Source organism: Roseobacter litoralis Och 149, assembly GCF_000154785.2.
In the GTDB taxonomy this organism is placed as follows: Bacteria; Pseudomonadota; Alphaproteobacteria; order Rhodobacterales; family Rhodobacteraceae; genus Roseobacter; species Roseobacter litoralis.
Genome location: NC_015730.1, coordinates 1,461,180 through 1,483,174 on the forward strand (window position 1 = coordinate 1,461,180; position 21,995 = coordinate 1,483,174).

16 protein-coding genes and 1 pseudogene are annotated in these 21,995 nt (G+C 57.5%); 8 read left to right on the forward strand and 9 right to left on the reverse strand.

The annotated features are described in order from the left end of the window. Positions 1 to 83: 83 nt before the first annotated feature. The 4 genes from RLO149_RS06890 to RLO149_RS06905 form a co-directional block, all read right to left on the reverse strand. Positions 84 to 578 carry a bactofilin family protein gene (locus tag RLO149_RS06890; protein WP_013961361.1) on the reverse strand — a complete coding sequence of 165 codons (495 nt, stop codon included), beginning with the start codon at positions 576 to 578 and terminating at the stop codon, positions 84 to 86. Further along, the gene (locus RLO149_RS06895; protein ID WP_013961362.1) at positions 568 to 1,902 is read right to left on the reverse strand and encodes a M23 family metallopeptidase; all 1,335 of its coding nucleotides are present in this window, start codon (positions 1,900 to 1,902) and stop codon (positions 568 to 570) included. Before RLO149_RS06895 ends, RLO149_RS06890 begins: the two co-directional genes overlap by 11 nt. A 166-nt stretch (positions 1,903 to 2,068) precedes the next feature. After that, positions 2,069 to 2,878, reverse strand: a complete 810-nt coding sequence (locus RLO149_RS06900) for a ferritin-like domain-containing protein (RefSeq protein WP_013961363.1) — start codon at positions 2,876 to 2,878, stop codon at positions 2,069 to 2,071. Further along, positions 2,875 to 3,336 (reverse strand): peroxiredoxin, encoded by a 462-nt coding sequence (locus tag RLO149_RS06905; protein ID WP_013961364.1) that lies wholly within the window; start codon positions 3,334 to 3,336, stop codon positions 2,875 to 2,877. Before RLO149_RS06905 ends, RLO149_RS06900 begins: the two co-directional genes overlap by 4 nt. Before the next feature lie 189 nt (positions 3,337 to 3,525). Between RLO149_RS06905 and RLO149_RS06910 the strand changes: the two genes are divergently transcribed. The 5 genes from RLO149_RS06910 to lpdA all read left to right on the forward strand — a co-directional run bounded on the left by RLO149_RS06910 (position 3,526) and on the right by lpdA (position 11,451). After that, positions 3,526 to 6,822, forward strand: coding sequence for a YhdP family protein (locus tag RLO149_RS06910; protein ID WP_245538135.1), 3,297 nt, complete (start codon positions 3,526 to 3,528; stop codon positions 6,820 to 6,822). Positions 6,823 to 6,832: 10 nt separating this feature from the next. Next, entirely contained in the window at positions 6,833 to 7,888 is a 1,056-nt protein-coding gene (gene queA / locus RLO149_RS06915) for a tRNA preQ1(34) S-adenosylmethionine ribosyltransferase-isomerase QueA (protein WP_013961366.1), read from the forward strand. Positions 7,889 to 7,991: 103 nt separating this feature from the next. Next, positions 7,992 to 9,257: an MFS transporter gene (locus RLO149_RS06920; RefSeq protein ID WP_013961367.1), complete on the forward strand. Its 1,266-nt coding sequence runs from the start codon at positions 7,992 to 7,994 to the stop codon at positions 9,255 to 9,257. 92 nt (positions 9,258 to 9,349) lie between these two features. Next, complete coding sequence (locus tag RLO149_RS06925; protein WP_013961368.1) at positions 9,350 to 9,934, forward strand: DUF924 family protein; 585 nt, start codon at positions 9,350 to 9,352, stop codon at positions 9,932 to 9,934. A gap of 122 nt (positions 9,935 to 10,056) precedes the next feature. Next, positions 10,057 to 11,451: a dihydrolipoyl dehydrogenase gene (gene lpdA, locus RLO149_RS06930; RefSeq protein WP_013961369.1), complete on the forward strand. Its 1,395-nt coding sequence runs from the start codon at positions 10,057 to 10,059 to the stop codon at positions 11,449 to 11,451. An 81-nt stretch (positions 11,452 to 11,532) separates the two neighbouring features. On the opposite strand, the gene RLO149_RS06935 is transcribed toward lpdA, so the two are convergent. Then, a complete protein-coding gene (locus RLO149_RS06935; RefSeq protein ID WP_013961370.1) occupies positions 11,533 to 12,195 on the reverse strand; it encodes a VPLPA-CTERM sorting domain-containing protein in 663 nt (220 codons plus the stop codon). Positions 12,196 to 12,558: 363 nt separating this feature from the next. On the opposite strand from RLO149_RS06935, the gene uvrA reads away from it, so the two are divergent. Beyond that, entirely contained in the window at positions 12,559 to 15,420 is a 2,862-nt protein-coding gene (gene uvrA / locus RLO149_RS06940) for an excinuclease ABC subunit UvrA (protein ID WP_044025566.1), read from the forward strand. A 76-nt stretch (positions 15,421 to 15,496) separates the two neighbouring features. Here uvrA and RLO149_RS06945 read toward each other — a convergent pair whose 3' ends face one another. The 4 genes and pseudogenes from RLO149_RS06945 to RLO149_RS06955 form a co-directional block, all read right to left on the reverse strand. Then, positions 15,497 to 16,831: an MmgE/PrpD family protein gene (locus RLO149_RS06945; protein ID WP_013961372.1), complete on the reverse strand. Its 1,335-nt coding sequence runs from the start codon at positions 16,829 to 16,831 to the stop codon at positions 15,497 to 15,499. A gap of 69 nt (positions 16,832 to 16,900) precedes the next feature. Beyond that, positions 16,901 to 17,782 carry a 3-hydroxyisobutyrate dehydrogenase gene (mmsB, locus tag RLO149_RS24410; RefSeq protein ID WP_308443339.1) on the reverse strand — a complete coding sequence of 294 codons (882 nt, stop codon included), beginning with the start codon at positions 17,780 to 17,782 and terminating at the stop codon, positions 16,901 to 16,903. Positions 17,783 to 17,815: 33 nt separating this feature from the next. Continuing rightward, positions 17,816 to 18,823 (reverse strand): annotated as a pseudogene (locus RLO149_RS24415) (enoyl-CoA hydratase/isomerase family protein); the annotation flags it as partial. A 143-nt stretch (positions 18,824 to 18,966) separates the two neighbouring features. After that, a complete protein-coding gene (locus RLO149_RS06955) occupies positions 18,967 to 20,466 on the reverse strand; it encodes a CoA-acylating methylmalonate-semialdehyde dehydrogenase (RefSeq protein WP_013961374.1) in 1,500 nt (499 codons plus the stop codon). 132 nt (positions 20,467 to 20,598) lie between these two features. Here RLO149_RS06955 and RLO149_RS06960 point away from each other — a divergent pair, with 132 nt between their 5' ends. Together RLO149_RS06960 and RLO149_RS06965 are read left to right on the forward strand one after the other, a co-directional pair. Beyond that, the gene (locus RLO149_RS06960; RefSeq protein ID WP_013961375.1) at positions 20,599 to 21,495 is read left to right on the forward strand and encodes a LysR family transcriptional regulator; all 897 of its coding nucleotides are present in this window, start codon (positions 20,599 to 20,601) and stop codon (positions 21,493 to 21,495) included. Positions 21,496 to 21,555: 60 nt separating this feature from the next. Further along, entirely contained in the window at positions 21,556 to 21,990 is a 435-nt protein-coding gene (locus tag RLO149_RS06965; protein WP_013961376.1) for a CBS domain-containing protein, read from the forward strand. Positions 21,991 to 21,995 lie beyond the last annotated feature (5 nt).

Sequence of the window (21,995 nt, forward strand, 5' to 3'; positions counted from 1 at the left end):
GCTTTGTCATCCGCATGGCACAGAATCACAAAAGGCGCCCCCTATTATGGCGACGCCTTCCGTGCTGGTTCTAAAACCGACGTTTAGGAAGCAGGGTTTGGTTTGCTTGCCGGGGCGGTTTTTGCGCCGGGGTTCAACGGATCGTCCTGGCGCTGGACAGAACCCTCAAAATGCGCACCGCTTTCGATTGCGATGGTTTTGTGGATAATGTCGCCTTCGACCCGTGCAGTCGACGTCAGGCGCACCTTCAGGCCGCGTACACGGCCAACGATACGGCCATTGATGACCACATCATCCGCAACCACTTCACCCTTGATTGTGGCGCTTTCGCCGATGGTCAGAAGATGGGCGCGAATGTCGCCTTCAACCGTGCCTTCCACCTGAATATCGCCGGTTGTCTTCATGTTTCCAGTCACGTGCAAATCCGCGGACAGCACAGACGCGGGTGGCTTGGCCTTTGGGGCCGCCGCCTTGAAGTCGGTTTGTTTCGGCGTCGCAGGAGCCGATGTCGCCGCAGCAGGCGCATCTGACTGAGTTGGTTTGCTTGCCGGTTCGTTCATTTTGCTTTTAGAAAACATCTTGTGCAGCCTTGATAAAGATCATTGGGTTTACAGCCTTACCGCCGACACGCACCTCATAGTGCAGATGTACGCCGGTTACCCGTCCGGATGCTCCCATATCACCAATATGATCGCCACGCGAGACCCTTTGCCCTACTTTGACGCGAATTTTTGACAAATGCGCATAGCGGGTCTCAATCCCGAACTCATGTTGTATTTTAATAAGACGTCCATAGCCCGATGACCAGCCCGCCTCAGTTACGACGCCATCGGCGGTCGCATGCAGATCGGTGCCCAGCGATGCGGCGAAATCGACACCTTTGTGCATCCGCCGTCCCCCGGTTTTCGGATCGCGCCGAAACCCATAATCGCTGGTAAACCGGAAAGCCTGTTTGACCGGCAATGCAAAGGGCGCTTTTTCGGCGGCAATCCGGTAAAGGTTCAGCGTGTCCATATGCCCAAGCAGACGGTTCGCCCGCTCCATATCCGCGCTGGGTTCTTCGCCTCGGCTTGAAAAGGAGAGGGGGGTCAGGGGGCCACCCTGGCCGGAATAGCCGCGACGGATTTGATCCAGAATGCGTTCCGTCGGCAGACCCGCCTCGCGAAACATCTTGTCCAGTGGCGCAACGGAGATCGTCATGGCCTCTTCGAGCTGGCGGAAAATCTGGTCGTTGTCTTCTTTCATCAGCGCGATCTCAAGCGCCAGACGGTCGGCCTGTTCCAGCGCAACCTGCGCGTCTTCGACAACCTCGTCGCGCTCCTCAGCAGTCCGGGCCAGCGCGTCGGCAAGGATATCAACCGGAGCAGAGTTCCCGATTTGCGCCATCATCGTGCGCTTGTCACCGTCCTGCGTGTCAAGGTCCCTGAGTGCCGCAAGGTTCGTGCGGGCGACTTCGCGTTCCTTCATTGTCCGCCGCAGATTGCTCTGAATGACTTCAATGCCCGTTTCCAGTTCGTGTCGCCGTGTCTCGGAGAGCAACAACTCGGACTGCATGGTAGATATCTGTTCAAGCGCGGCATTGAAGCGATGTTGCGCAGCCAGCGCTTCTGCGGCGCGGCGGTCTCGCTGTTCGGCCAGATCATTCAGGCGCGTCTGATAGGTTGTTTGATCGCGTTTCGCCTGCTCGCGGAAATTTCCCGCCCCGATGCTATTCATGAAGAGCATCGATGTCACCACGATGGACCAGCCGACCACAATCGCAACGCCACCTACCGCAACCAGCTGTGTCCCCGGACGCAGTCTCACAAAGCGCGTATCGGTGTCTGATTTCAGAAACACACGGCGCTCCGGAAAAAGCCGTTCCAGAAAACCGTGAATGCTGATCCCCAGACGTGTCCGCACTAAAAGCCTCGTGTGTTGCCCTGTCTCTGCGGTCGAGCGCAGAGTTTCGCCTCGTGATTAGACAGTGGGATTCAAAGGGGCAACCCTCTTTGCAATATCGCGCACCACTTAAAGTTGAATTGTGGTAATTGGGCAAAAAACCGCCTGTTTACGGCGGTTTCACGCGCTAAACCTTCGCTGTAAGCGGCCAGTAAAAGTCCGGAGGTATCCCGGCTTCGGCGCGTTTCTCTTCGTTGAAGGGCGGTTTCAGGGGGCCGTGAAAATACTGACGCACCAATTCGTGAAAGCGCTCTTTCGGGTCTTCATCGTTGCGGCCACATAGAAAGTGAAACCACTTTGAGCCATAGGCGACATGGGCCACTTCCTCGCTGTAGATCAATTCCAGCGCTTCGACTGCGTTCTTTGCCTTGGCGCGGCGGAAAACCTCGATCATGCCGGGGGTGACATCAAGGCCGCGCGCTTCAAGCACCATCGGCACCACCGCAAGGCGGCCCATGAAATCATCAACCGTATCTTCTGCCGCACGCCACATTCCAGCATGTGCAGGCAAAGCGCCGTAATGGCTGCCGAAGTCTTCAAGGCAGTCGCACATCAGGTTGAAGTGTTTGGATTCCTCGTCAGCCGCCTTTACCCAATCGTCATAAAACCCCATCGGCATTTTCACATGCGCAAACCGCGCAATGATGTCCCAATGCAGATCAACCGCATTGAGCTCAATGTGGGCAACAGCATGTAACAGCGCGATACGGCCTTCGGGTGACCCCGGTTTGCGGTGGGGCACATCGCGCGGGCTCAGCAACTCCGGGCTTTGTGGTCGCGCCGGATGCATGGGCGGGTCGGCCCTGCCAATTTCAGGCGTCTCGCCTGCGTCGCGCGCGGTCTGCCATTCCTTGGCGAGCTTGCGCGACAGGGCTGTCTTTTCGCGGCCATCAGCGGTGCGTAAGACCGCCTCTGCCATCTGGGCCAGTGGGATCACAGGGCGCGCACTTCCTCGAGGACAGCCTCAACATGGCCGGGCACTTTGACCTTGTTCCAGATTTTCGCAATCGTGCCATCCGCTGCGATCAGAAAGGTCGTGCGCTCAATCCCCATGTATTTCTTGCCATACATGTTCTTTTCTTTCCAGACGCCATAGTCTTCGCAGGTGGTGCCATGCTCGTCGGACAAAAGAGGGATTTCTAGTTCACGCTTCTTGGCGAATTTTTCATGGCTGCTCATACTGTCCTTAGAAATACCAAAGACGCTGGCACGCGCTGCGGCAAAAGCCGCGCGGCTTTCGGAAAAGCCGATGCTTTCCTTTGTGCATCCGGGGGTGTCGTCGCGGGGATAGAAAAACAGAACGACAGGCTGTCCGGCCAATGCGCTGAGCGTCACATCGGCTCCGCCTGTGCCTGGAAGGGTGAAGTCGGGCGCTTTTTGGGATATTTCGGGCATAACACTCTCGTGGCTTTTCAGGATTGAACTGGGATGACATAGTAGCGCTGTGCCGCGCTGTGCCAAGGGGTCATCCCGCCGTGTCGCGCCCAATCCAGCTAATCGCCGACAAGGCCTGATTTCGTTTTGCAAGACAACGACAAAAAAACAGCAAAGACCCGGCGGGCGATGCGCCGCAGGCGGACCCTGATGTGGACAGGCGTTATTTTTGCGCTTCTTCTTGTTGGTGCCTCTTTCAGTGCGGTTTGGCTGCAGGGGCGCGAACTGCTGGCGCCCCCTTGGCTGCGCGACAGGATTCAGGCGCAACTGGGTCAGGCGATCCCGGACGTCGAGGTTGCCTTTGGGGATGTTGTCGTCGTGGTCGACGAGGATTGGCGCCCCCGGTTTTCAGTCCGGGATGTCCACCTTGCCAATGCTCAGGGGGACGAAATCGTCGGCTTTTCCGATGTGAGCGGCGGGCTGAGCATTCCGGCGCTTCTGGATTGGCGGTTCAGTCTTGGGAACCTGCAAGTAAACGGTGTCTTTGTCACGCTGAGGCGGTCGCCGGAAGGTGCATTGTCGCTGTCCACAAGCGCAGATACGCGGGTTGTCAGTCAGCAAGCGCCGACACTCGTGCAGCTTGTTACCGAGTTAGATGAATTGTTGCTTCGTCCGGTCTTGAGGGATTTGTCGCTGTTTGAAATGCGCGCAATTACCCTGCGGTATGAGGATGCGCGTGCTGACCGTGCGTGGACGGTAGATGGGGGCATGATGCAGTTGCGCCGAAACGCGGACGCACTTGAAATCAACGTGGACCTTGCGGTTTTGGGGGGCGGTGCGGATGTGGCCACATTGTCGGCAGATTACGCAGGCACGATTGGCGCGGCCGCGGCCAGTTTCGGATTGTCGCTCGAAAACATAGATGCCGGTGATGTGGCCTCTCAGGGGGCGGCGGTTTCATGGCTCGGCGTTCTGGATGCGCCGATCTCGGCGACCCTGCGTGGCACCACGCGCGATGATGGCGGTCTGGATCCGCTGAATGTTGCGCTGCAAATTGGCGCAGGCGTCATCCAGCCCACACCAGAGGCACAGCCAATCCCGATTGATGGGGCCAGCAGCTATTTCACTTATCTGCCGCAGGAACAAACGCTGCGTTTTGATGCCTTTGCCATCGACAGCAAATGGGGTCAGGGTAGTCTTGAGGGGCAAGCCGTGCTTGAATCCGTTGAAAACGGACGGATCGGCTCTCTTGTGGGGCAGTTCCGCCTGTCTGAACTAAGGGTCAATCCAGCAGGGCTTTATGACGCGCCCGTGCAGATTGAGGCAACTGAGTTGGATTTTCGCCTGAAGCTCGCGCCGTTTTCGCTGACGCTGGGTCGGTTGGATGTCAGTGATCAGGGCAATAACCTGTCGGCGCGTGGGGAATTAACCGCCGGGCAACAGGGCTGGAATGTCTCAGTTGACGCCAATTTGGACGCTTTGTCATCGGAACGGCTGTTGGCGCTTTGGCCGGAAGCGCTCGTGCCTAAAACACGCAACTGGATATCCGAGAATATCAAGGCGGGGCACATAAGTGACGCGGCAGCGTCGCTCAGGATTACCCAAGGCGGGGCACCCGAAACATACCTTGGTTTTGATTTTCACGATGCGGATTTCACCTTCATCAAGGAGATGCCGCCGATCAGCGGGGGTAGAGGGCATGCGTCCCTTTTTAAGAACCGCTTTGCCATTGCCATTGATGAGGGGGCGGTAACTGCCCCGCAGGGAGGCCGGGTTGAGGTCGCAGGATCCTCATTCATCGTCCCCGACGTCAAGGCCAAGCCCGACCCGCCCGGTGTCGTGCGCCTGAGCGGACAATCCAGCGTAACGGCGGCCTTGTCGCTGCTGGACCAGCCGCCTTTGCAGGTGATGCAAAAGGCGGATGTGCCCGTGGATGTGGCCGAGGGGCAGTTGGATTTCACCGGCACGCTGTCCTTGCCGCTTAAGAAGGGCACAAAAGTTGACGATGTGACGTTTGACGTGACCGGCAACGTGATGCAGGCCCATAGCGACACCTTGCTGAAAGACCGCACCTTGGCTGCCGCCACACTTGCCCTGACAGCCTCTGAGACAGAGATAGAGGTCGCAGGTAGCGGCACAATTGACGATGTGCCGCTGGACATCGTCTGGACCCAAGCCATCGGCGCGCCGGATCAACCAACGCCGGGCCGGGTGACAGGGCGCGTCCAGATTGACCGCGCAGCGCTGGCAGCGTTCGGAATTGCTCTGCCCGAAGACATGGTGCGGGGCAGGGGGTCAGCGGACATCGCGCTGGATTTGCTCAAAGGGACGCCGCCGCAGTTTTCGCTGACATCTGATCTTGTGGGCCTCGACATGGCACTGACGCCCTTGGGGTGGTCGAAACGGGCTTCCGTTCCGGGAACCTTGGCGGTTGATATGACACTTGGGGAAAATGCCAAAGTGGACCGGATCTTGCTGGACGCTCCGGGGCTATATGCCGTGGGCGACATTACCCTGACACCGCAGCAGCAGTTGGAGCGGATGCGCTTGAGCGAGGTGCGCTTGGGCAACTGGCTCAACGCGCCGGTTGATATCGTGGGACGGGGCGCAGATTTGCCGCCGGGCATTGTGCTGCGTGGGGGCACGGTCGATCTGCGCCGCGCCGACTTGCCTTCCGGAGCACAGCCTGACGGAAACAGTGGGCCACTCACGGTGGCGCTGGACCGGTTGACCGTCAGCGATACAATTGCCATCACCGATATGCGCGGTGCGTTTCAGACATCGGGGGGGCTGGCGGGCAATTTTGACGGGCAGATAAACGGCGCGGCGCGCGTGGTGGGGAAGGTCTCGCCACAAAATGGCAGGCCTTCACTGCAACTGAGTGCTGAAAACGCCGGTCGTGCTCTTGCGGCGTCGGGGCTGGTCAAGCAGGTCCGCGGAGGTGCGTTACAGCTTTCGTTGGTGCCGGTGGGCACTGGTGGTGCGTTTGATGGCAAGCTCAATGTCCAGAACATCACCGTCAGGGATGCGCCGACAATGGCTGCATTGCTCAATTCGATCAGCATCGTGGGGCTGATCAATCAACTGAACGGGGACGGAATTTATTTTTCGGATGTCAGTGCAGACTTCAGGCTTGCGCCCTCGCGCATCACGTTGCGACAGGCCAGTGCCACCGGCGCCTCGATCGGGTTGTCGATGGACGGCGTCTTTTACCCCGCATCGGGCCAAATTGATATGGAGGGGGTGATCTCTCCTGTCTATATGCTCAACGCTATTGGCAGTGTCTTGTCCAGACCGGGCGAAGGGCTGTTCGGGTTCAACTATTCGATCACGGGCACGGCGCAGTCACCGGATGTTTTCGTCAATCCGCTGACCGCTCTGGCACCGGGCATTTTACGCAACCTGTTTCGCGGATCGCGCGCCAAGGCACCCCTTGAGGCAGGCGAACCCGTACCGGTGCCCGAACCGCGCCGCATCCCGGTTGTGACGCGGGGCGAAGACCGCTAAACGGGCGCTCATGAAGCTCAGTGACTTTGATTTCGATCTGCCCGAAGACCTGATCGCGACCCGCCCCGCGGTGCCGCGCACCTCTGCGCGTCTTCTTGTGGCGAAAGGTCAGCAGATCAGCGATTCAATCGTCTCCGACTTGCCCAACTGGCTGTCGCCGGGCGACCGGCTGGTGTTGAATGACACGCGCGTGATCCCGGCACGACTGACCGGCGCGCGGCACCGGGATACCGCACAGGGACCAATGCAGGCCCGCATCGAGGTCACTTTGCTCGAACCGGATGCGCGGGGCGATTGGTCGGCTTTGATCAAGCCGCTCAAAAAGGTAAAAATCGGTGAGGAGATCATCTTTTCGGATGTGCTGCGCGCGACATTGCAATCGGTCACAGACGGGCAGGGGTTTTTGAAGTTTAACCTTGAGGGCGATGACTTCGACGCTGCGCTGAATGCAGCCGGTGCAATGCCGCTGCCACCCTACATCGCCACCCGGCGACCGGCAGATGAGCGGGACAAATCCGACTACCAGACTGTGTTCGCACAAAACAACGGGGCCGTGGCTGCGCCCACTGCGTCGCTGCATTTTGACGAGGCCTTGCTGTCAGAACTGGCAGCGCGTGGCGTTTTGTTCAGCTATGTGACCTTGCATGTTGGGGCGGGCACATTTCTGCCGGTCAAGGTCGAGGACGTGACAACCCATAAGATGCACGCAGAATGGGGACAGGTGAGCGCTGTGGCCGCGGCAGAGATCAATGCGACGAAACAGGCGGGCAAACGCGTAATCCCGGTGGGCACAACGGCGCTGCGCCTGATTGAAACCGCAGGGCGCGAGGGTCAGATCACAGCATGGGAAGGCGATACCGATATTTTCATCTACCCCGGCTTTCGCTTTAACGTCGCGGATGCCTTGATGACGAACTTTCATTTGCCCAAATCCACATTGATGATGCTGGTGTCCGCGCTGATGGGATATGACGAGGTGCGCACGATCTATAATCACGCAATTGCCGAAAAATACCGGTTTTTTTCCTATGGCGACGCATCACTTTTGATTCCGAAAACGGACTGACGTCACATTACGACCCATTTGCGTCGTAGCTGAGCGGGAATCGCTCGGCGCGATACTGCACCACGGCACTACGAGAATTTCCGCCGCGCACGTTGGAGTAGGCATGTTTCAGGTATTAACCAGCGCGTGGGCGCTTTTGTTGGGCATGTGCCTGTTGATGGTCGGCAATGGCATGCAAGGCACGCTTCTGGGTATCAGAGGCGAGATCGAAGGGTTCTCGACCCTTGAGATGTCCATCGTCATGTCCGCTTATTTCGTTGGTTTTCTGGGGGGCTCGCGCATGGCGCCGGGGATGATCCGGCGTGTTGGTCACGTGCGGGTCTTTGCGGCATTGGCCTCGCTTATATCCGCAGTGATGATCCTTTATCCCACCTTTGCCGAAGTGTGGCTCTGGACGCTGGGCCGGGTGTTGATCGGATTTTGCTTTTCGGCTGTCTATGTCACCGCTGAAAGCTGGCTGAACAACGCAGCCACCAACGAAAACAGGGGCCAGACGCTGTCCCTTTATATGATTGTGCAGACCGCAGGCATCGTGATCAGTCAGGCGCTGTTGTTGACGGCGGACCCGTCGGGCTACGTGCTTTTCGTGATCCCATCGGTACTGGTGTCCATCGCCGTGACGCCCATTTTGCTATCGATCAGCCCGACGCCCGCCTTTGACATGACCAAACCGATGAGCCTGAAGGAGTTGGCAGGTTTCTCGCCCTTGGGCTGTGTCGGCATGTTCCTGCTGGGCGGTATATTCTCAGCTCAATTCGGTATGGCTTCGGTCTATGGCGCAAAGGCCGGGTTGTCCGTCGCCCAGATATCCATGTTCGTGGCGATGTTTTTCGTCGGGTCCGTATTGTTGCAATATCCCATCGGGTGGATTTCGGACCGGATGGACCGGCGGTTTCTGATCCTGATCGTTGCGGCGATAGGGGCCGGTGGGTCTGCGCTGGGCATGGTGCTGGGGCATGATTTCGCGTTTTTGCTGGTGTCCGCCTTTATCGTGGGTGGCATGTCCAACCCGCTTTATTCGCTGCTGATTGCCCATACGAATGATTTTCTGCAACACGAAGACATGGCCGCCGCCTCGGGCGGGTTGATTTTCATCAACGGGCTTGGCGCGATTGCAGGGCCGCTGATCACAGGGTCACTGATGGATATTGTAGGGCCACCGGGCTTCTATCTCTTTACTGGGATATTGTTCGTGGCGCTGGTGGCTTATGCGGGCTACCGCTCGACACGGGGGCGTACCATCGCCGTGGAGGACACAGGTGCCTATGTGGCTGTCACCCCGAGCTATACGTCGGTGGCGCTTGAATATGCACAAGAATACGCCATTGAGACCGAAAAAGAGGACGATTTGGTCGCAAACGACAAATGATTGTGTCGTGGTGACGTAAAATGTGAATAGGTTAATCTTGTAAAACGTGACTAACATCAACAAGTGGCACTTTATGAGTAGAGAGAGACGGTATGACTGGCCCTGAAGAGATACTGAAGTTTTGGCTGGACGATGTGGGTCCGCAGAATTGGTTCGAAGCATCTGATCAGCTTGATGCAGAGATATCTGAGCGGTTTTCATCGACCTTGACCGGGGCAAGCGAGGGGCGATATTCGCTCTGGCTGACCTATCCATCCGGTGCGCTGGCGTACATCCTTCTGACAGATCAGTTTTCGCGCAACATGTACCGCGGATCGGGCAAATCATTTGCGACCGACCGCATCGCACTTGCTGCGGCGAAATCGGCCATCGGCAAAGGCTGGGACCTCAAGATTGACGAACCGGCGCGACAGTTCTTTTACCTGCCCCTGATGCACTCTGAAAACCTGTGTGATCAAGATCGCTGCGTGCGTCTGATCTGCGAGCGGATGCCAAAGCACGGGGCGGATAACCTGCTTCATGCGCGCGCCCATCGTGCCGTGATCCGTCAGTTTGGTCGCTTCCCGGCGCGCAATACGGCTTTGAAACGCGTTTCAACCCAAGCTGAAGCGGATTACGTCAACAACGGCGGATACGGCGCGACGGTCCGGGACCTGCAAGCGGCAAAGGCTGCGTAACCAGCATATCAGTTTTGCGTGCCAGACAGTGCGCATATGTCGCGCGCTGCATCATGTTGCTGTGAAAGTCTATATAGTTTAACGGTAAACTATATTTGATTATCTAGGCGTGAGGGCACAGCATGGCATCGAAATCCTTTGATCTTATCGTGATTGGGGCAGGCCCGGGCGGCTATGTCGCGGCGATACGCGGGGCCCAATTGGGCATGTCGGTGGCCATTATCGAGCGCGAGCACCTTGGCGGCATTTGCCTGAATTGGGGATGCATTCCGACCAAAGCGATGCTGCGGTCGTCCGAGGTGTTTCATTTGATGCAGCGCGCCAAGGAATTCGGCCTAAAGGCTGACAATGTTGATTATGACCTCGACGCGGTGGTCAAGCGCTCCCGCAAGGTTGCGGGTCAATTGTCTGGTGGCATCGGTCACCTCATGAAAAAGAACAAAGTCACTGTCTTCATGGGCGAGGCCAAGCTGGCGGGTAAGGGTAAAGTCAGCGTCAAGACCGACAAGGGGGCCGAAGACCTCACCGCCAAGAACATCGTGCTCGCAACCGGCGCGCGCGCCCGCACACTACCGGGTCTTGAGGCGGATGGCGATCTGGTCTGGACCTACAAACACGCGCTTGAGCCAAAGCACATGCCCAAAAAGCTGCTGGTGATCGGTTCAGGTGCCATCGGTATTGAGTTTGCCAGCTTTTACAACACTCTGGGGGCGGATACGACGGTCGTCGAAGTCATGGACCGCGTCTTGCCTGTCGAAGACGCAGAGATTTCCGCCTTTGCCAAGAAAGCCTTTGAAAAGCAGGGCATGAAAATCATGCAGAAAGCCATGGTAAAGCAATTGGACCGGGCCAAGGGCAAAGTCACCGCGCATATTGAAGTGGGTGGCAAAGTGGAAAAGCATGAGTTCGACACTGTCATCTCAGCGGTCGGGATCGTCGGCAACGTCGAAGGGCTCGGCCTTGAGAAATTAGGCGTCAAACTGGACCGAAGCCATGTTGTGACGGATGAATTCTGTCGTACCGGGGTTGAGGGGCTGTACGCCATCGGCGATGTGGCCGGCGCGCCCTGGCTTGCGCATAAGGCGAGCCATGAAGGGGTCATGGTCGCTGATCTTATCGCAGGCAAGCACGCCCATCCGGTCAAACCCGAAACCATCGCAGGCTGCACCTATTGCCATCCGCAGGTCGCATCGGTGGGATATACAGAGGCAAAAGCCAAGGAACTGGGGTACGACATCAAGGTCGGACGCTTCCCATTTATCGGCAACGGCAAAGCCATCGCACTTGGCGAGCCGGAAGGCATGATCAAGACCATCTTTGACGCCAAAACAGGTGAGCTGCTTGGCGCGCATATGGTTGGTGCCGAAGTCACCGAACTGATCCAGGGCTATGTGGTCGGGCGTCAGTTGGAAACGACGGAAGAAGACTTGATGAACACGGTCTTCCCGCATCCGACGCTGTCGGAAATGATGCATGAAAGCGTGCTGGACGCCTATGACCGCGTGATACATATGTAGGATCGCATAGGCACAAAAAAAGCGGGGATGAAACCCCGCTTTTTTATGTTTTGTATTTCTGTTGAAGCGTCTAAGTCTGGATTAACCTTTGCGACGTGCGCGCAGCGCACCCAAACCGCCAACACCAGCCAGCAGCAAAAGCGCAGATGCAGGCAGGGGCACGGGTGCGACCGAAACCGCGTCGATGTCAAATCCATCGGTTGATTGCGAGTTTGCGAATGTGCTCTGCGTCACGTCGCGAAAGCCGAGAAAGGCATAGGTACCTGTGAACGACACGGTGCTCTTGGTGCCGCGCGTGCCGTCATTCGTACCAGTCTGATTGGTTGCGAACCCCAGCGAGGTAAAGACCGAACCGTCGTTGGATCCAAGGATTTCGACGGCTTCCTTGTGGCTGGACGATGCGCGATTATTGGTGATCTCAATCACCATTGTTGGCCCTGTGTAGACCGGGTTGAATTCAATCACCAGCGCCCCGCCCAGGCCCAGTGAATAGAAATCGTCATCGCCGCTGATGGGCGTGCCATCGTCCGAAACCTCGATGTTGCCAAGGTTCGAGCGGGACGCGTCTCCGCAGGTCGCCGTCAGACCGGACAAGTCGCCGGCCGCGATGGCTGAATTGGTACTGCCATACAACGCGCTTGTGCCACCACAAGAGGATTGAACGCCGACTACGGCTGCGAATGCAGACCCGGCGGTCAAAACGGTTGCGGTTGCGGCGCTCAGCGCCAGAAGTTTCAGTTTCATACTATATCCCCGTACTAGTGACAGACAGAAAAACAAAAGCGCCCAACTGTCAGAACACGTCGACGATTAAAACAATATTTACTATTTGGAAAGCAATTTCACGGCCTTAACCATGTTTTCCGGACGTTTTCCCGTGACGGTTGCGACCTTAATGTTTACGTTCTGTTCAGAGGTGTAAATATCGCGCTTACTTTTACCTCGCGCGATGCGCACATTGTTATGGGTTAAGTCAAAAGCGAACATGGCACTTGGGGCGCAACCTATCCACAGGGTAATAGTGCCTGTTCCTTATCTGTTCTCTTTTTTTGATTGGCGAAGCGGCATCAAACGCCTATGTCCTTTGTAAGGAAATGGGGGCTCATGATGGCTGAATTGAAAAACATCGAAGTGCGCGGTGCGCGTGAGCACAATCTGAAAAATATTGACGTGGACATTCCCCGCGACCAACTGGTTGTGATCACTGGCCTTTCGGGATCGGGCAAGTCGTCGCTGGCGTTTGATACGGTCTATGCAGAAGGGCAGCGCCGCTATGTCGAATCGCTGTCTGCCTACGCGCGGCAATTCCTCGATATGATGCAGAAACCGGATGTGGATCATATTTCCGGCCTCAGCCCTGCGATTTCCATCGAACAGAAAACCACGTCAAAGAATCCGCGCTCGACCGTGGGCACCGTCACCGAGATTTATGACTATATGCGCCTGCTTTTCGCGCGCGTCGGCACCCCCTACAGCCCCGCAACGGGCAAGCCGATTGAAGCGCAGCAGGTGCAGGACATGGTGGACCGCGTGATGACCATGGAGGAGGGGACGCGCGCCTATCTGCTGGCCCCGATCATCCGCGACCGCAAAGGCGAATATCGCAAAGAGTTTCTGGAACTGCGCAAGCAGGGCTTTCAGCGGGTCAAGGTGGATGGCGCATTTTACGAGCTGGACGAGCCGCCGACGCTGGATAAAAAGTTCCGCCATGACATTGACGTGGTGGTGGACCGGATTGTCGTGCGCGAGGGTTTGGAAACACGGCTCGCCGACAGTCTGCGCACGGCGCTCGACCTCGCGGATGGTATCGCGATCCTTGAAACGGCCCCCGCTGAGGGAGATCCGGAACGCACGACGTTTTCGGAAAAATTTGCCTGCCCCGTAAGCGGTTTCACCATTCCGGAAATCGAACCGCGGCTGTTCTCATTCAATGCGCCTTTCGGAGCCTGTCCAGAGTGCGATGGCCTTGGTGTTGAGCTCTTTTTTGACGAGCGGCTTGTGGTGCCGGATCAGAACCTCAAGATCGCAGATGGAGCTCTGGCGCCCTGGCGCAAAGGCAAGTCGCCCTATTTTTTGCAGACCATCGAAGCGATTGCGAAACACTACCAATTCAAACAATCGACCAAATGGAAGGACCTGCCGACAAAGGTGCAGCAGGTCTTTCTCTATGGGTCGGGCGAGGAAGAGATCCAGTTCCGCTATGATGAAGGCGGGCGGGTCTATCAGGTCACGCGGGTGTTTGAAGGCGTCATTCCGAATATGGAGCGCCGCTACCGCGAGACAGACAGTAATTGGATCCGCGAAGAGTTCGAACGCTATCAAAACAACAGATCCTGTGGGACCTGTAACGGATATCGGCTGCGTCCTGAGGCGCTTGCGGTAAAGATTGCCGGTTTGCACGCAGGTGAAGTCGTGCAGATGTCGATCCGGGATGCTTTTGAATGGTGCGAAACCGTGCCGGAACATCTGACCGCACAAAGAAACGAGATCGCGCGCGCCATTTTGAAAGAGATCCGTGAACGTCTGGGGTTTCTGAACAATGTGGGCCTCGAATATCTGACACTGAGCCGCAATGCTGGCACGCTGTCGGGCGGTGAAAGCCAGCGCATTCGCTTGGCCAGCCAGATCGGTTCGGGATTGACCGGCGTTCTTTATGTTCTGGATGAGCCGTCGATTGGCCTGCATCAGCGCGACAATGATCGCTTGTTGCTGACGCTCAAGAACCTGCGGGATCAGGGCAACACGGTCATTGTTGTTGAACACGACGAAGAGGCAATCCGCGAGGCGGATTACGTGTTTGACATCGGCCCCGGTGCCGGGGTGCACGGGGGGCAGGTTGTCAGCCATGGCACACCAGAAGTAGTCGCGGCCGATGAAAATTCGATCACCGGTCAATATCTGATGGGCACGCGGGAAATTGCGGTTCCGGCGACGCGGCGTAAGGGTAACAAGAAAAAGCTTCAGGTGGTCAAGGCGACGGGCAACAACCTGAAAAATGTCACCGTCGATTACCCGCTGGGCAAATTTGTCTGCGTCACCGGTGTGTCTGGGGGTGGAAAATCGACCCTGACCATCGAAACCCTGTTCAAAACAGCCTCCATGCAGTTGAACGGGGCGCGCCAGACGCCAGCGCCCTGCGAGACCATCAAGGGGTTGGAGCATCTCGACAAGGTCATCGATATTGACCAACGGCCCATTGGCCGCACGCCGCGCTCAAACCCGGCGACTTATACGGGCGCGTTCACGCCGATCCGTGATTGGTTTGCCGGATTGCCCGAGGCGAAAACCCGTGGCTACAAGCCGGGGCGGTTCAGTTTCAACGTCAAGGGCGGTCGTTGCGAAGCCTGTCAGGGCGATGGTGTCATCAAGATCGAGATGCATTTTCTGCCCGACGTCTACGTGGAATGTGAAACCTGCAAAGGCAAACGTTACAACCGTGAAACGCTTGAGGTGACCTTCAAAGGCAAGAGCATCGCGGATGTCCTCGATATGACGGTGGAGGACGCGCAGGAGTTCTTTAAGGCGGTGCCGACAATTCGCGAGAAAATGGATGCGTTGATGCGCGTGGGTCTGGGCTACATCAAGGTGGGCCAGCAGGCGACGACCCTGTCCGGCGGTGAAGCGCAGCGCGTAAAACTCTCCAAGGAACTCAGCAAGCGCTCCACCGGGCGCACGCTCTACATCCTGGATGAACCTACAACAGGGCTGCACTTTGAAGATGTGCGCAAACTGCTGGATGTGTTGCATGAATTGGTCGACCAGGGCAATTCGGTGATTGTGATTGAACACAATCTGGACGTGGTGAAAACCGCGGACCATATCATTGACATCGGACCCGAAGGCGGCGACGGCGGTGGTGAAGTCGTGGCAACCGGCACGCCTGAACAAGTGGCCGAAGCGCCCGGCAGTTACACTGGCAAATATCTGAAACCGATGCTGGAGCACCGCCGAAAAGTGGCCGCAGAGTAGATGTGACCCCCCCTGTCTTACGACGGACTTTGCGCGTTTTCGGTCGGGATTGCCCCGGTCAAGCACCAACGGCGCATCATGGGGGCGAGAGCAGTAAGTCCAGTAATTCAGAAAACGCCTCCGCATTCAGGCTGTCAAACCGTATGCACAGCTGTTCAGTCCGGTGCGCTTGGTCGTGGCCCTTCACAGGGTCGGTGAACAGGTGGAATTTGTCTGAAATCTCCGTATCGCTCAGCGGGTCGTCGGCATCACCGCGCGGGGTGCGCGGCGCGGAAGCATAAACCGTGCCATCTGTCGTCGTAAGCGTCACTTGCGCCCAGCGTTTGCCCGCACTGATCTTTGTCAGATGTGCATCGTCAATCAATGTGGTGGCGTGGCTGATCCTCAGAATATCGGGGTCATTTAGCGTGTCGTTTGTCAGCTCCGCCGCGCCCAATTGCCCCCGCACAATCATTGCAGCGACTGGAAAGGCGATCGAATAAGCGAATTCATCCGGGGTCCTTGGCCTGTGCCCTGCAAGCTGCGTGGCATAGTGGAACGTTTTTATATCTACCTTGGCGATATCACCGTGGGTCAGGTTGTTCGTGCGCATCAGATCGCGGGCGGCATCAATGGACGGATGTGCCCAGCGACAACAGGGATAGGGTTTGTAGTGTGTGTCTTCGACCAGTCGCCAGCGCGTGCCCAGATCGTTCCAATACGCTGGCGCATCTTCGCAGGTCAGGGCAGGGGCACCGGTAAAACCCGCTTGCGCAAGATAGGCGGCGGTCACACCTGTGGGCGCGCCCCAACCCACGCCGTCGCGCAGCATGGTCGGGTGCTCAATGCACCGCATCATCTGACTGCGCGGCCCATGATATTCGGCGATGCCAGCGGCCTGTCTGATGGCATCCGCCGACGCATCCAGCCCGCGCGCCAAAGCGGTTGCAACGCCGACGGCAGTCCATGCCCCTGAGGTATGGTAGTCCGCACAGCTTGCGTGCTGGGCGAGCCCTGCGCGGTAGCTGACCTCATAGGCGATGGCCAGAAGGAGTGCGAAATCAGACCCGCGCATGTCTTGGCGTGTATCGGCGAAAGCCAAAAGGGCGGGGAAGACGGCCGATCCGGCATGCCCTTTGCAGGGCGAGGTGCCGTCATGGGCGTCCACGCTGTCGATGGTGAACGCTCCGGCCATTGTCGCCCCTGCGGGGCTGAGGGGGGTCCCATCCATGAGAACGCGCGCGGCCCCGGCAGACCCAGCCCCAAAAAGTGCTGTGGCACCCTGACGGGCAATCGCTGCCATTTCGGTTGTCGATCCGATAGCCGCGACGCCCATCGTGTCCAGAAAAGACCGTCGCAAAACGGTCAGTACCTGTTCGGGCAACTGGTCGTATTCCAAATCATGGGCGAAATCGTGAAAGGCGAGCGGCATGATGTCTCCGGCGCTTGTTCGTTTCAGTCTAACGAAGGCAAGCGTGCCGGATCGTTCGTTTGCGACCTCTTAGATGCGCCCTCGTGACGTAAATCGCGGCAGCATGGCTGAAAAGTCTTTGCCCAACCCGTCCTCATCCTCAACAAAAGCGCGATACTGCGCGAGCGCGAGCGCGCCCATTGGGGTATCGGCGTTGACAGCTTCGGCCGCCTGCTGCGACAAGCCGAGGTCCTTGAGCATCAACTCAGCGGCAAATCCTGGTGTATAGTCATTGTCAGCGGGGCTTTGCGGGCCGACATTCGGTGCGGGGCAATAGGCATTCATCGACCAGCTATACCCTGAGGATGTGCTGACGACGTCGAACATCTTTTGGCGATCCAACCCCAGCTTGTCTGCCAGCGCAAAGGCTTCGCAGGTGGCGATCATCGTCGCGCCGAGGATCATGTTATTGCAGATTTTGGCCGCCTGACCCGCGCCTGCGTCCCCGCAATGCACCGCCTTTTGGCCCATGATATCAAACAGTGGCTGGGCTGTTTCAAATGCCGCAGCGCTTCCGCCCGCCATAAAGGTCAGCGTGCCTGCGGCCGCCCCACCGATCCCGCCGGAGACCGGGGCGTCGACAAACAGAAGCCCAGCGTCCTGCGCATCGCGCGCCACCGCCCGTGCACTGTCCACATCCACTGTAGAACAGTCGAGAAACAAGGCACCGGGTTTCATCACTGGCAAAACCGCAGCTGCCACGTCGCGCAGTATCGCGCCGTTTGGCAGCATGCTCAGCACGATATCAGCCCCCTGCGCGGCATCTGTCGCGCTTTGCGCAGGTGTCACACCTTCCGCCGTCGTGCCCGCGGTGTCATACCCGATCACATGCAGGCCTGCTTTGGCCAGATTAGCCGCCATCGGCGCGCCCATATTTCCCAGCCCGATAAAGCAAACGGTCGTTTTAGTCATTCTGACATCCTCCAACGTAAGCGCATTTTTCCCAAGCGGCATCAACATCTTGCTGACGGCAATCGCAGGAACGCGCAGATCTGCATATTGCCACTTTGGCCGACGGTCCTTGTCGATGATAGCGGCGCGGATGCCTTCCAGCAAATCACCATGTTCCATCGCGCGATAGGTAAAGCGGTATTCGTGATCCAGCGCCTTGGCCATGCTGAGCGTTGGGCCGCGTAGTCTGTGCAGCACCTCAATCGTGCTCGCCATGGCCAGCGGGCTGTTGCGTTGCAGCAGCTTCAGCGTGTCCTTTGCAAAGTCACTATCAACCTGTTGCAAAGTCGTGATGATATCTCCCAGGCGTTCCCCTGCGAAGTATTTGTCGATGTCAGGTTGAAGAGCAGACAATAGGCCGTCGCCCGGGGCTTGTGCTGCTTGAGCTAAAATGTCGGGGGATGCCCCGTCTTCAAGCTGCTGGATCAGGTCGAACCATTGATCTTGTGGTACGAAGAGATCCGCAAAGCCCGCAAAAATAGCATCAGCGGCGGCCATCCGATAGCCCGTGGTGCCAAGGTACTCACCAATACGACCGGGTGCGAGGGCCAGTATCAGTGTTCCACCGACGTCGGGGATCAGTCCAATGCCGCATTCCGGCATGGCGATCCTGCTGGTTTCTCCGACGACTCGGTGGGTGCCATGACACCCCAAGCCAACGCCGCCGCCCATGGTGAACCCTTGCAAAAACGAGATCACCGGTTTGGGATAATTGAATATCTTTGCATTCAGGCGATATTCATCGGCCCAGAATTGCTGCCCAAAAGCGAAATCTCCCGCCATGCCAGTGTCGTAGAGTTGCGCGATATCCCCACCTGCGCAAAAGGCTTTGTCACCTTGTGCGTCAAGGACAACGTGCTGGACATCATCGTCTTTCGCCCAGCTGTCCAGTGCCGCTTCGATCTGCAGGCACATGTCATACGTCATGGCATTGAGCGCATCTGGACGGGCGAGGGTGATGCGCCCGGCATGCGCTGTTTGGCGGATCACAATATCTGGCATGGGGGCACTCTCTGGCTCAGGTTTACGCTGTTTATTGCCCGCCCGCGGGGGGGCAAGCTGTGGTGTTGAGCCTACTCGCGCCTTGGGGCATCGGCAGGCAAAACCTATGCTGCGCAGAGCAAACCCCCGCGCAGCATATACGTTTACTCCATGACCGGGATGGAGAATTCGCCACCTTCTTTGATCCCTGACGGCCAGCGTGATGTCACGGTCTTGGTGCGCGTGTAGAACTTGAATGCGTCCGGGCCATGCTGATTTAGGTCGCCAAAAACCGATTTTTTCCACCCGCCAAAAGTGTGATAGGCCAGCGGCACCGGGATCGGCACGTTGATCCCGACCATCCCGACATTTACCCGGTTTGCAAAGTCACGTGCGGCGTCGCCATCGCGCGTGAAAATAGCTGTGCCGTTGCCGTATTCGTGATCCATCGCAAGGCTCAGCGCCTCTTCGTAGGACTGGGCGCGGACGGTGGACAGAACGGGGCCGAAAATTTCCTGCTTATAGATATCCATATCCTTGGTGACGTGATCAAACAGGTGGGGCCCGATGAAAAAGCCGTCTTCATAGCCTTGCAGGTTAAAGTTTCTGCCATCCACAACGAGTTTCGCGCCCTGCGCCACGCCGGTCTCAACCAAACGTTCGATGTTGGCTTTGGCGGCAGCGGTCACCACCGGGCCGTAATCCACATCATTGCCCGACGTGTAGGGGCCGACTTTGAGCTTTTCGATCCGGGGCACGAGCTTTTCAATCAGCCGGTCTGCCGTCTCATCGCCTACGGGAACTGCCACGGAAATCGCCATGCAGCGTTCCCCGGCCGCCCCGTAGCCTGCGCCGATCAAGGCGTCTGCGGCCTGATCCAAATCGGCATCGGGCATGATGATCATATGGTTTTTGGCACCGCCAAAACACTGCACACGCTTGCCGTTGGCGCAACCCGTTCCATAGATGTATTCGGCGATTGGCGTCGAGCCGACAAAGCCGATGGATTGGATCACATCGTGGTGCAAAATCGCGTCAACCGCCTCTTTGTCACCATTGACGACCTGCAGGACACCTTTGGGCAGGCCGGCTTCTTCGAACAGTTCCGCCAGCATCAGAGGGACAGAAGGGTCACGTTCTGATGGTTTTAGGATAAAGGCATTGCCGCAGGCGATTGCCGGGGCAAACATCCACATCGGGATCATGGCGGGGAAGTTGAACGGGGTTATGCCTGCCGTCACACCAAGGGCTTGGCGCATGGAATACATGTCGATGCCGGGGCCCGCGCTGTCGGTGTACTCGCCCTTAAGCAGATGCGGCGTGCCGATGCAGTATTCCACGACCTCGAGACCGCGCTGCACATCCCCCGCAGCATCGGGCAGTGTTTTGCCATGCTCGCGGCTGAGTGCTTCAGCCAGTTTGTCCATGTCGCGGTTCAACAGATCGACGAATTTCATCAAGACGCGCGCGCGGCGCTGCGGGTTGACGGCGGCCCATGCCGGTTGCACCGTGGCTGCAATTTCCACGGCCCGATCAATTTCAGCGCTTGAGGCCAGCGGAACCCGCGCCTGCACTTCACCGGTTGCCGGGTTCATCACGTCGGCAAAACGTCCCGAGGTGCCCGCTACGTGTTCGCCGTTAATGTAATGCGTCAGGTCCTGCATTGGTCTCTCCCTAAGTTATCCTAAGTTTGCGCCGATACCAGCGCGTTGACCACACCCATAGCCTTGCAAAAATTATCTATAAAGGGTCTTTGTGACAAATTCATTTTGCATAAATGCAAGATAGGTGAGGTAATGCAGACGAACTGGGATGACCTTAGAATATTTCTCGCCGTCGCGCGGGACAACAGCCTGTCTGGCGCGGGCAAGCGTTTGCGTCTTGATCCTGCGACGGTCGGCAGGCGTATTCAAAAGCTGGAAACGTCTTTGCAAACTGTTCTGTTCACGAAATCACCGCAAGGCTATGCGTTGACCGAAACAGGTCAGGCCCTTTTGGCACGGGCTGAACAGGCAGAAACAGCGATGCGCGCGGCTGTGGCGGAACTGCCAGAGCAATCCGACCGCCTCAGCGGACAAATCCGCATCGGGGCGCCGGATGGTGCCGCGAATTATCTTTTGCCGCAGGTCTGTGCTGCGATCTTGCGTGAGAACCCGGATTTGGAGGTGCAAATCGTCGCCTTGCCGCGGGTTTTCAATCTGTCGCGCCGCGAGGCTGATATGGCCATTGCCGTCAGCGCTCCCACTGCTGGTCGGTTGATCGTGCAGAAAATTACGGACTACAAGCTGCATCTTGCGGCGTCACAAGAGTACATTCGTGAAAACGGGGCGATTCAATCCGTTGCAGATCTCGCGCGGCACAATGTCGTCGGCTACATCGCCGATATGATTTTCGACCGTGAACTGGACTATCTTGAAGAAATAGGTCTGACCAAGGTGCCATTGGCGTCAAACTCGGTCTCGGTGCAGCTCAATCTCATCCGGCAAGGGGGTGGCGTCGGGGTCGTGCATGACTTCGCCTTGCCCTCAGCACCTGAGGTTTCGCGTATTCTTACAGAGGATGTCAGCCTGACGCGGGCCTTCTACCTGATCCGCCACGAAGACGACCGGCGAAATGCGCGACTGCGCCGGTTTGCCGACAGGTTGTGCAACGGTCTGCGGGCAGAAGTCGCGCGCCTTGAAGCGCTTACTTGACTTGTTTGCGCTTTGCGGTGACGTTTGAGAGGTCATAGCCATTTAGCCAAGGGGTACATCATGCTTGTTTCTCAAATCCTGAAATCCAAACAACAACATGATGTTGTGACCGTGCCCCCGACGATGAATATCTCGGAGGCCGCGCGTATTCTCTCTGACAAGGGGATCGGCACAGTCGTCGTGTCGAGCAATGGCAAAGTGGTCGACGGCATTTTATCAGAACGTGATATTGTGCGCGAAATCGGGGCGCGGGGCGCGGGTTGCCTGTCTCATACTGTCGCGAGCCTGATGACTTCCAAAATCGTGACCTGCAAAAAAGACGATGAGGCTGACGCAATCCTCAAACAAATGACGGAAGGCCGGTTTCGCCATATGCCAGTTGTAGAAGAAGGCGCTTTGCAGGGGCTGATCTCTCTTGGGGATGTGGTCAAAGCACGCCTGATGGAACTGGCGATGGAAAAAGATGCGCTCGAAGGCATGATCATGGGCCATTGAGGCCT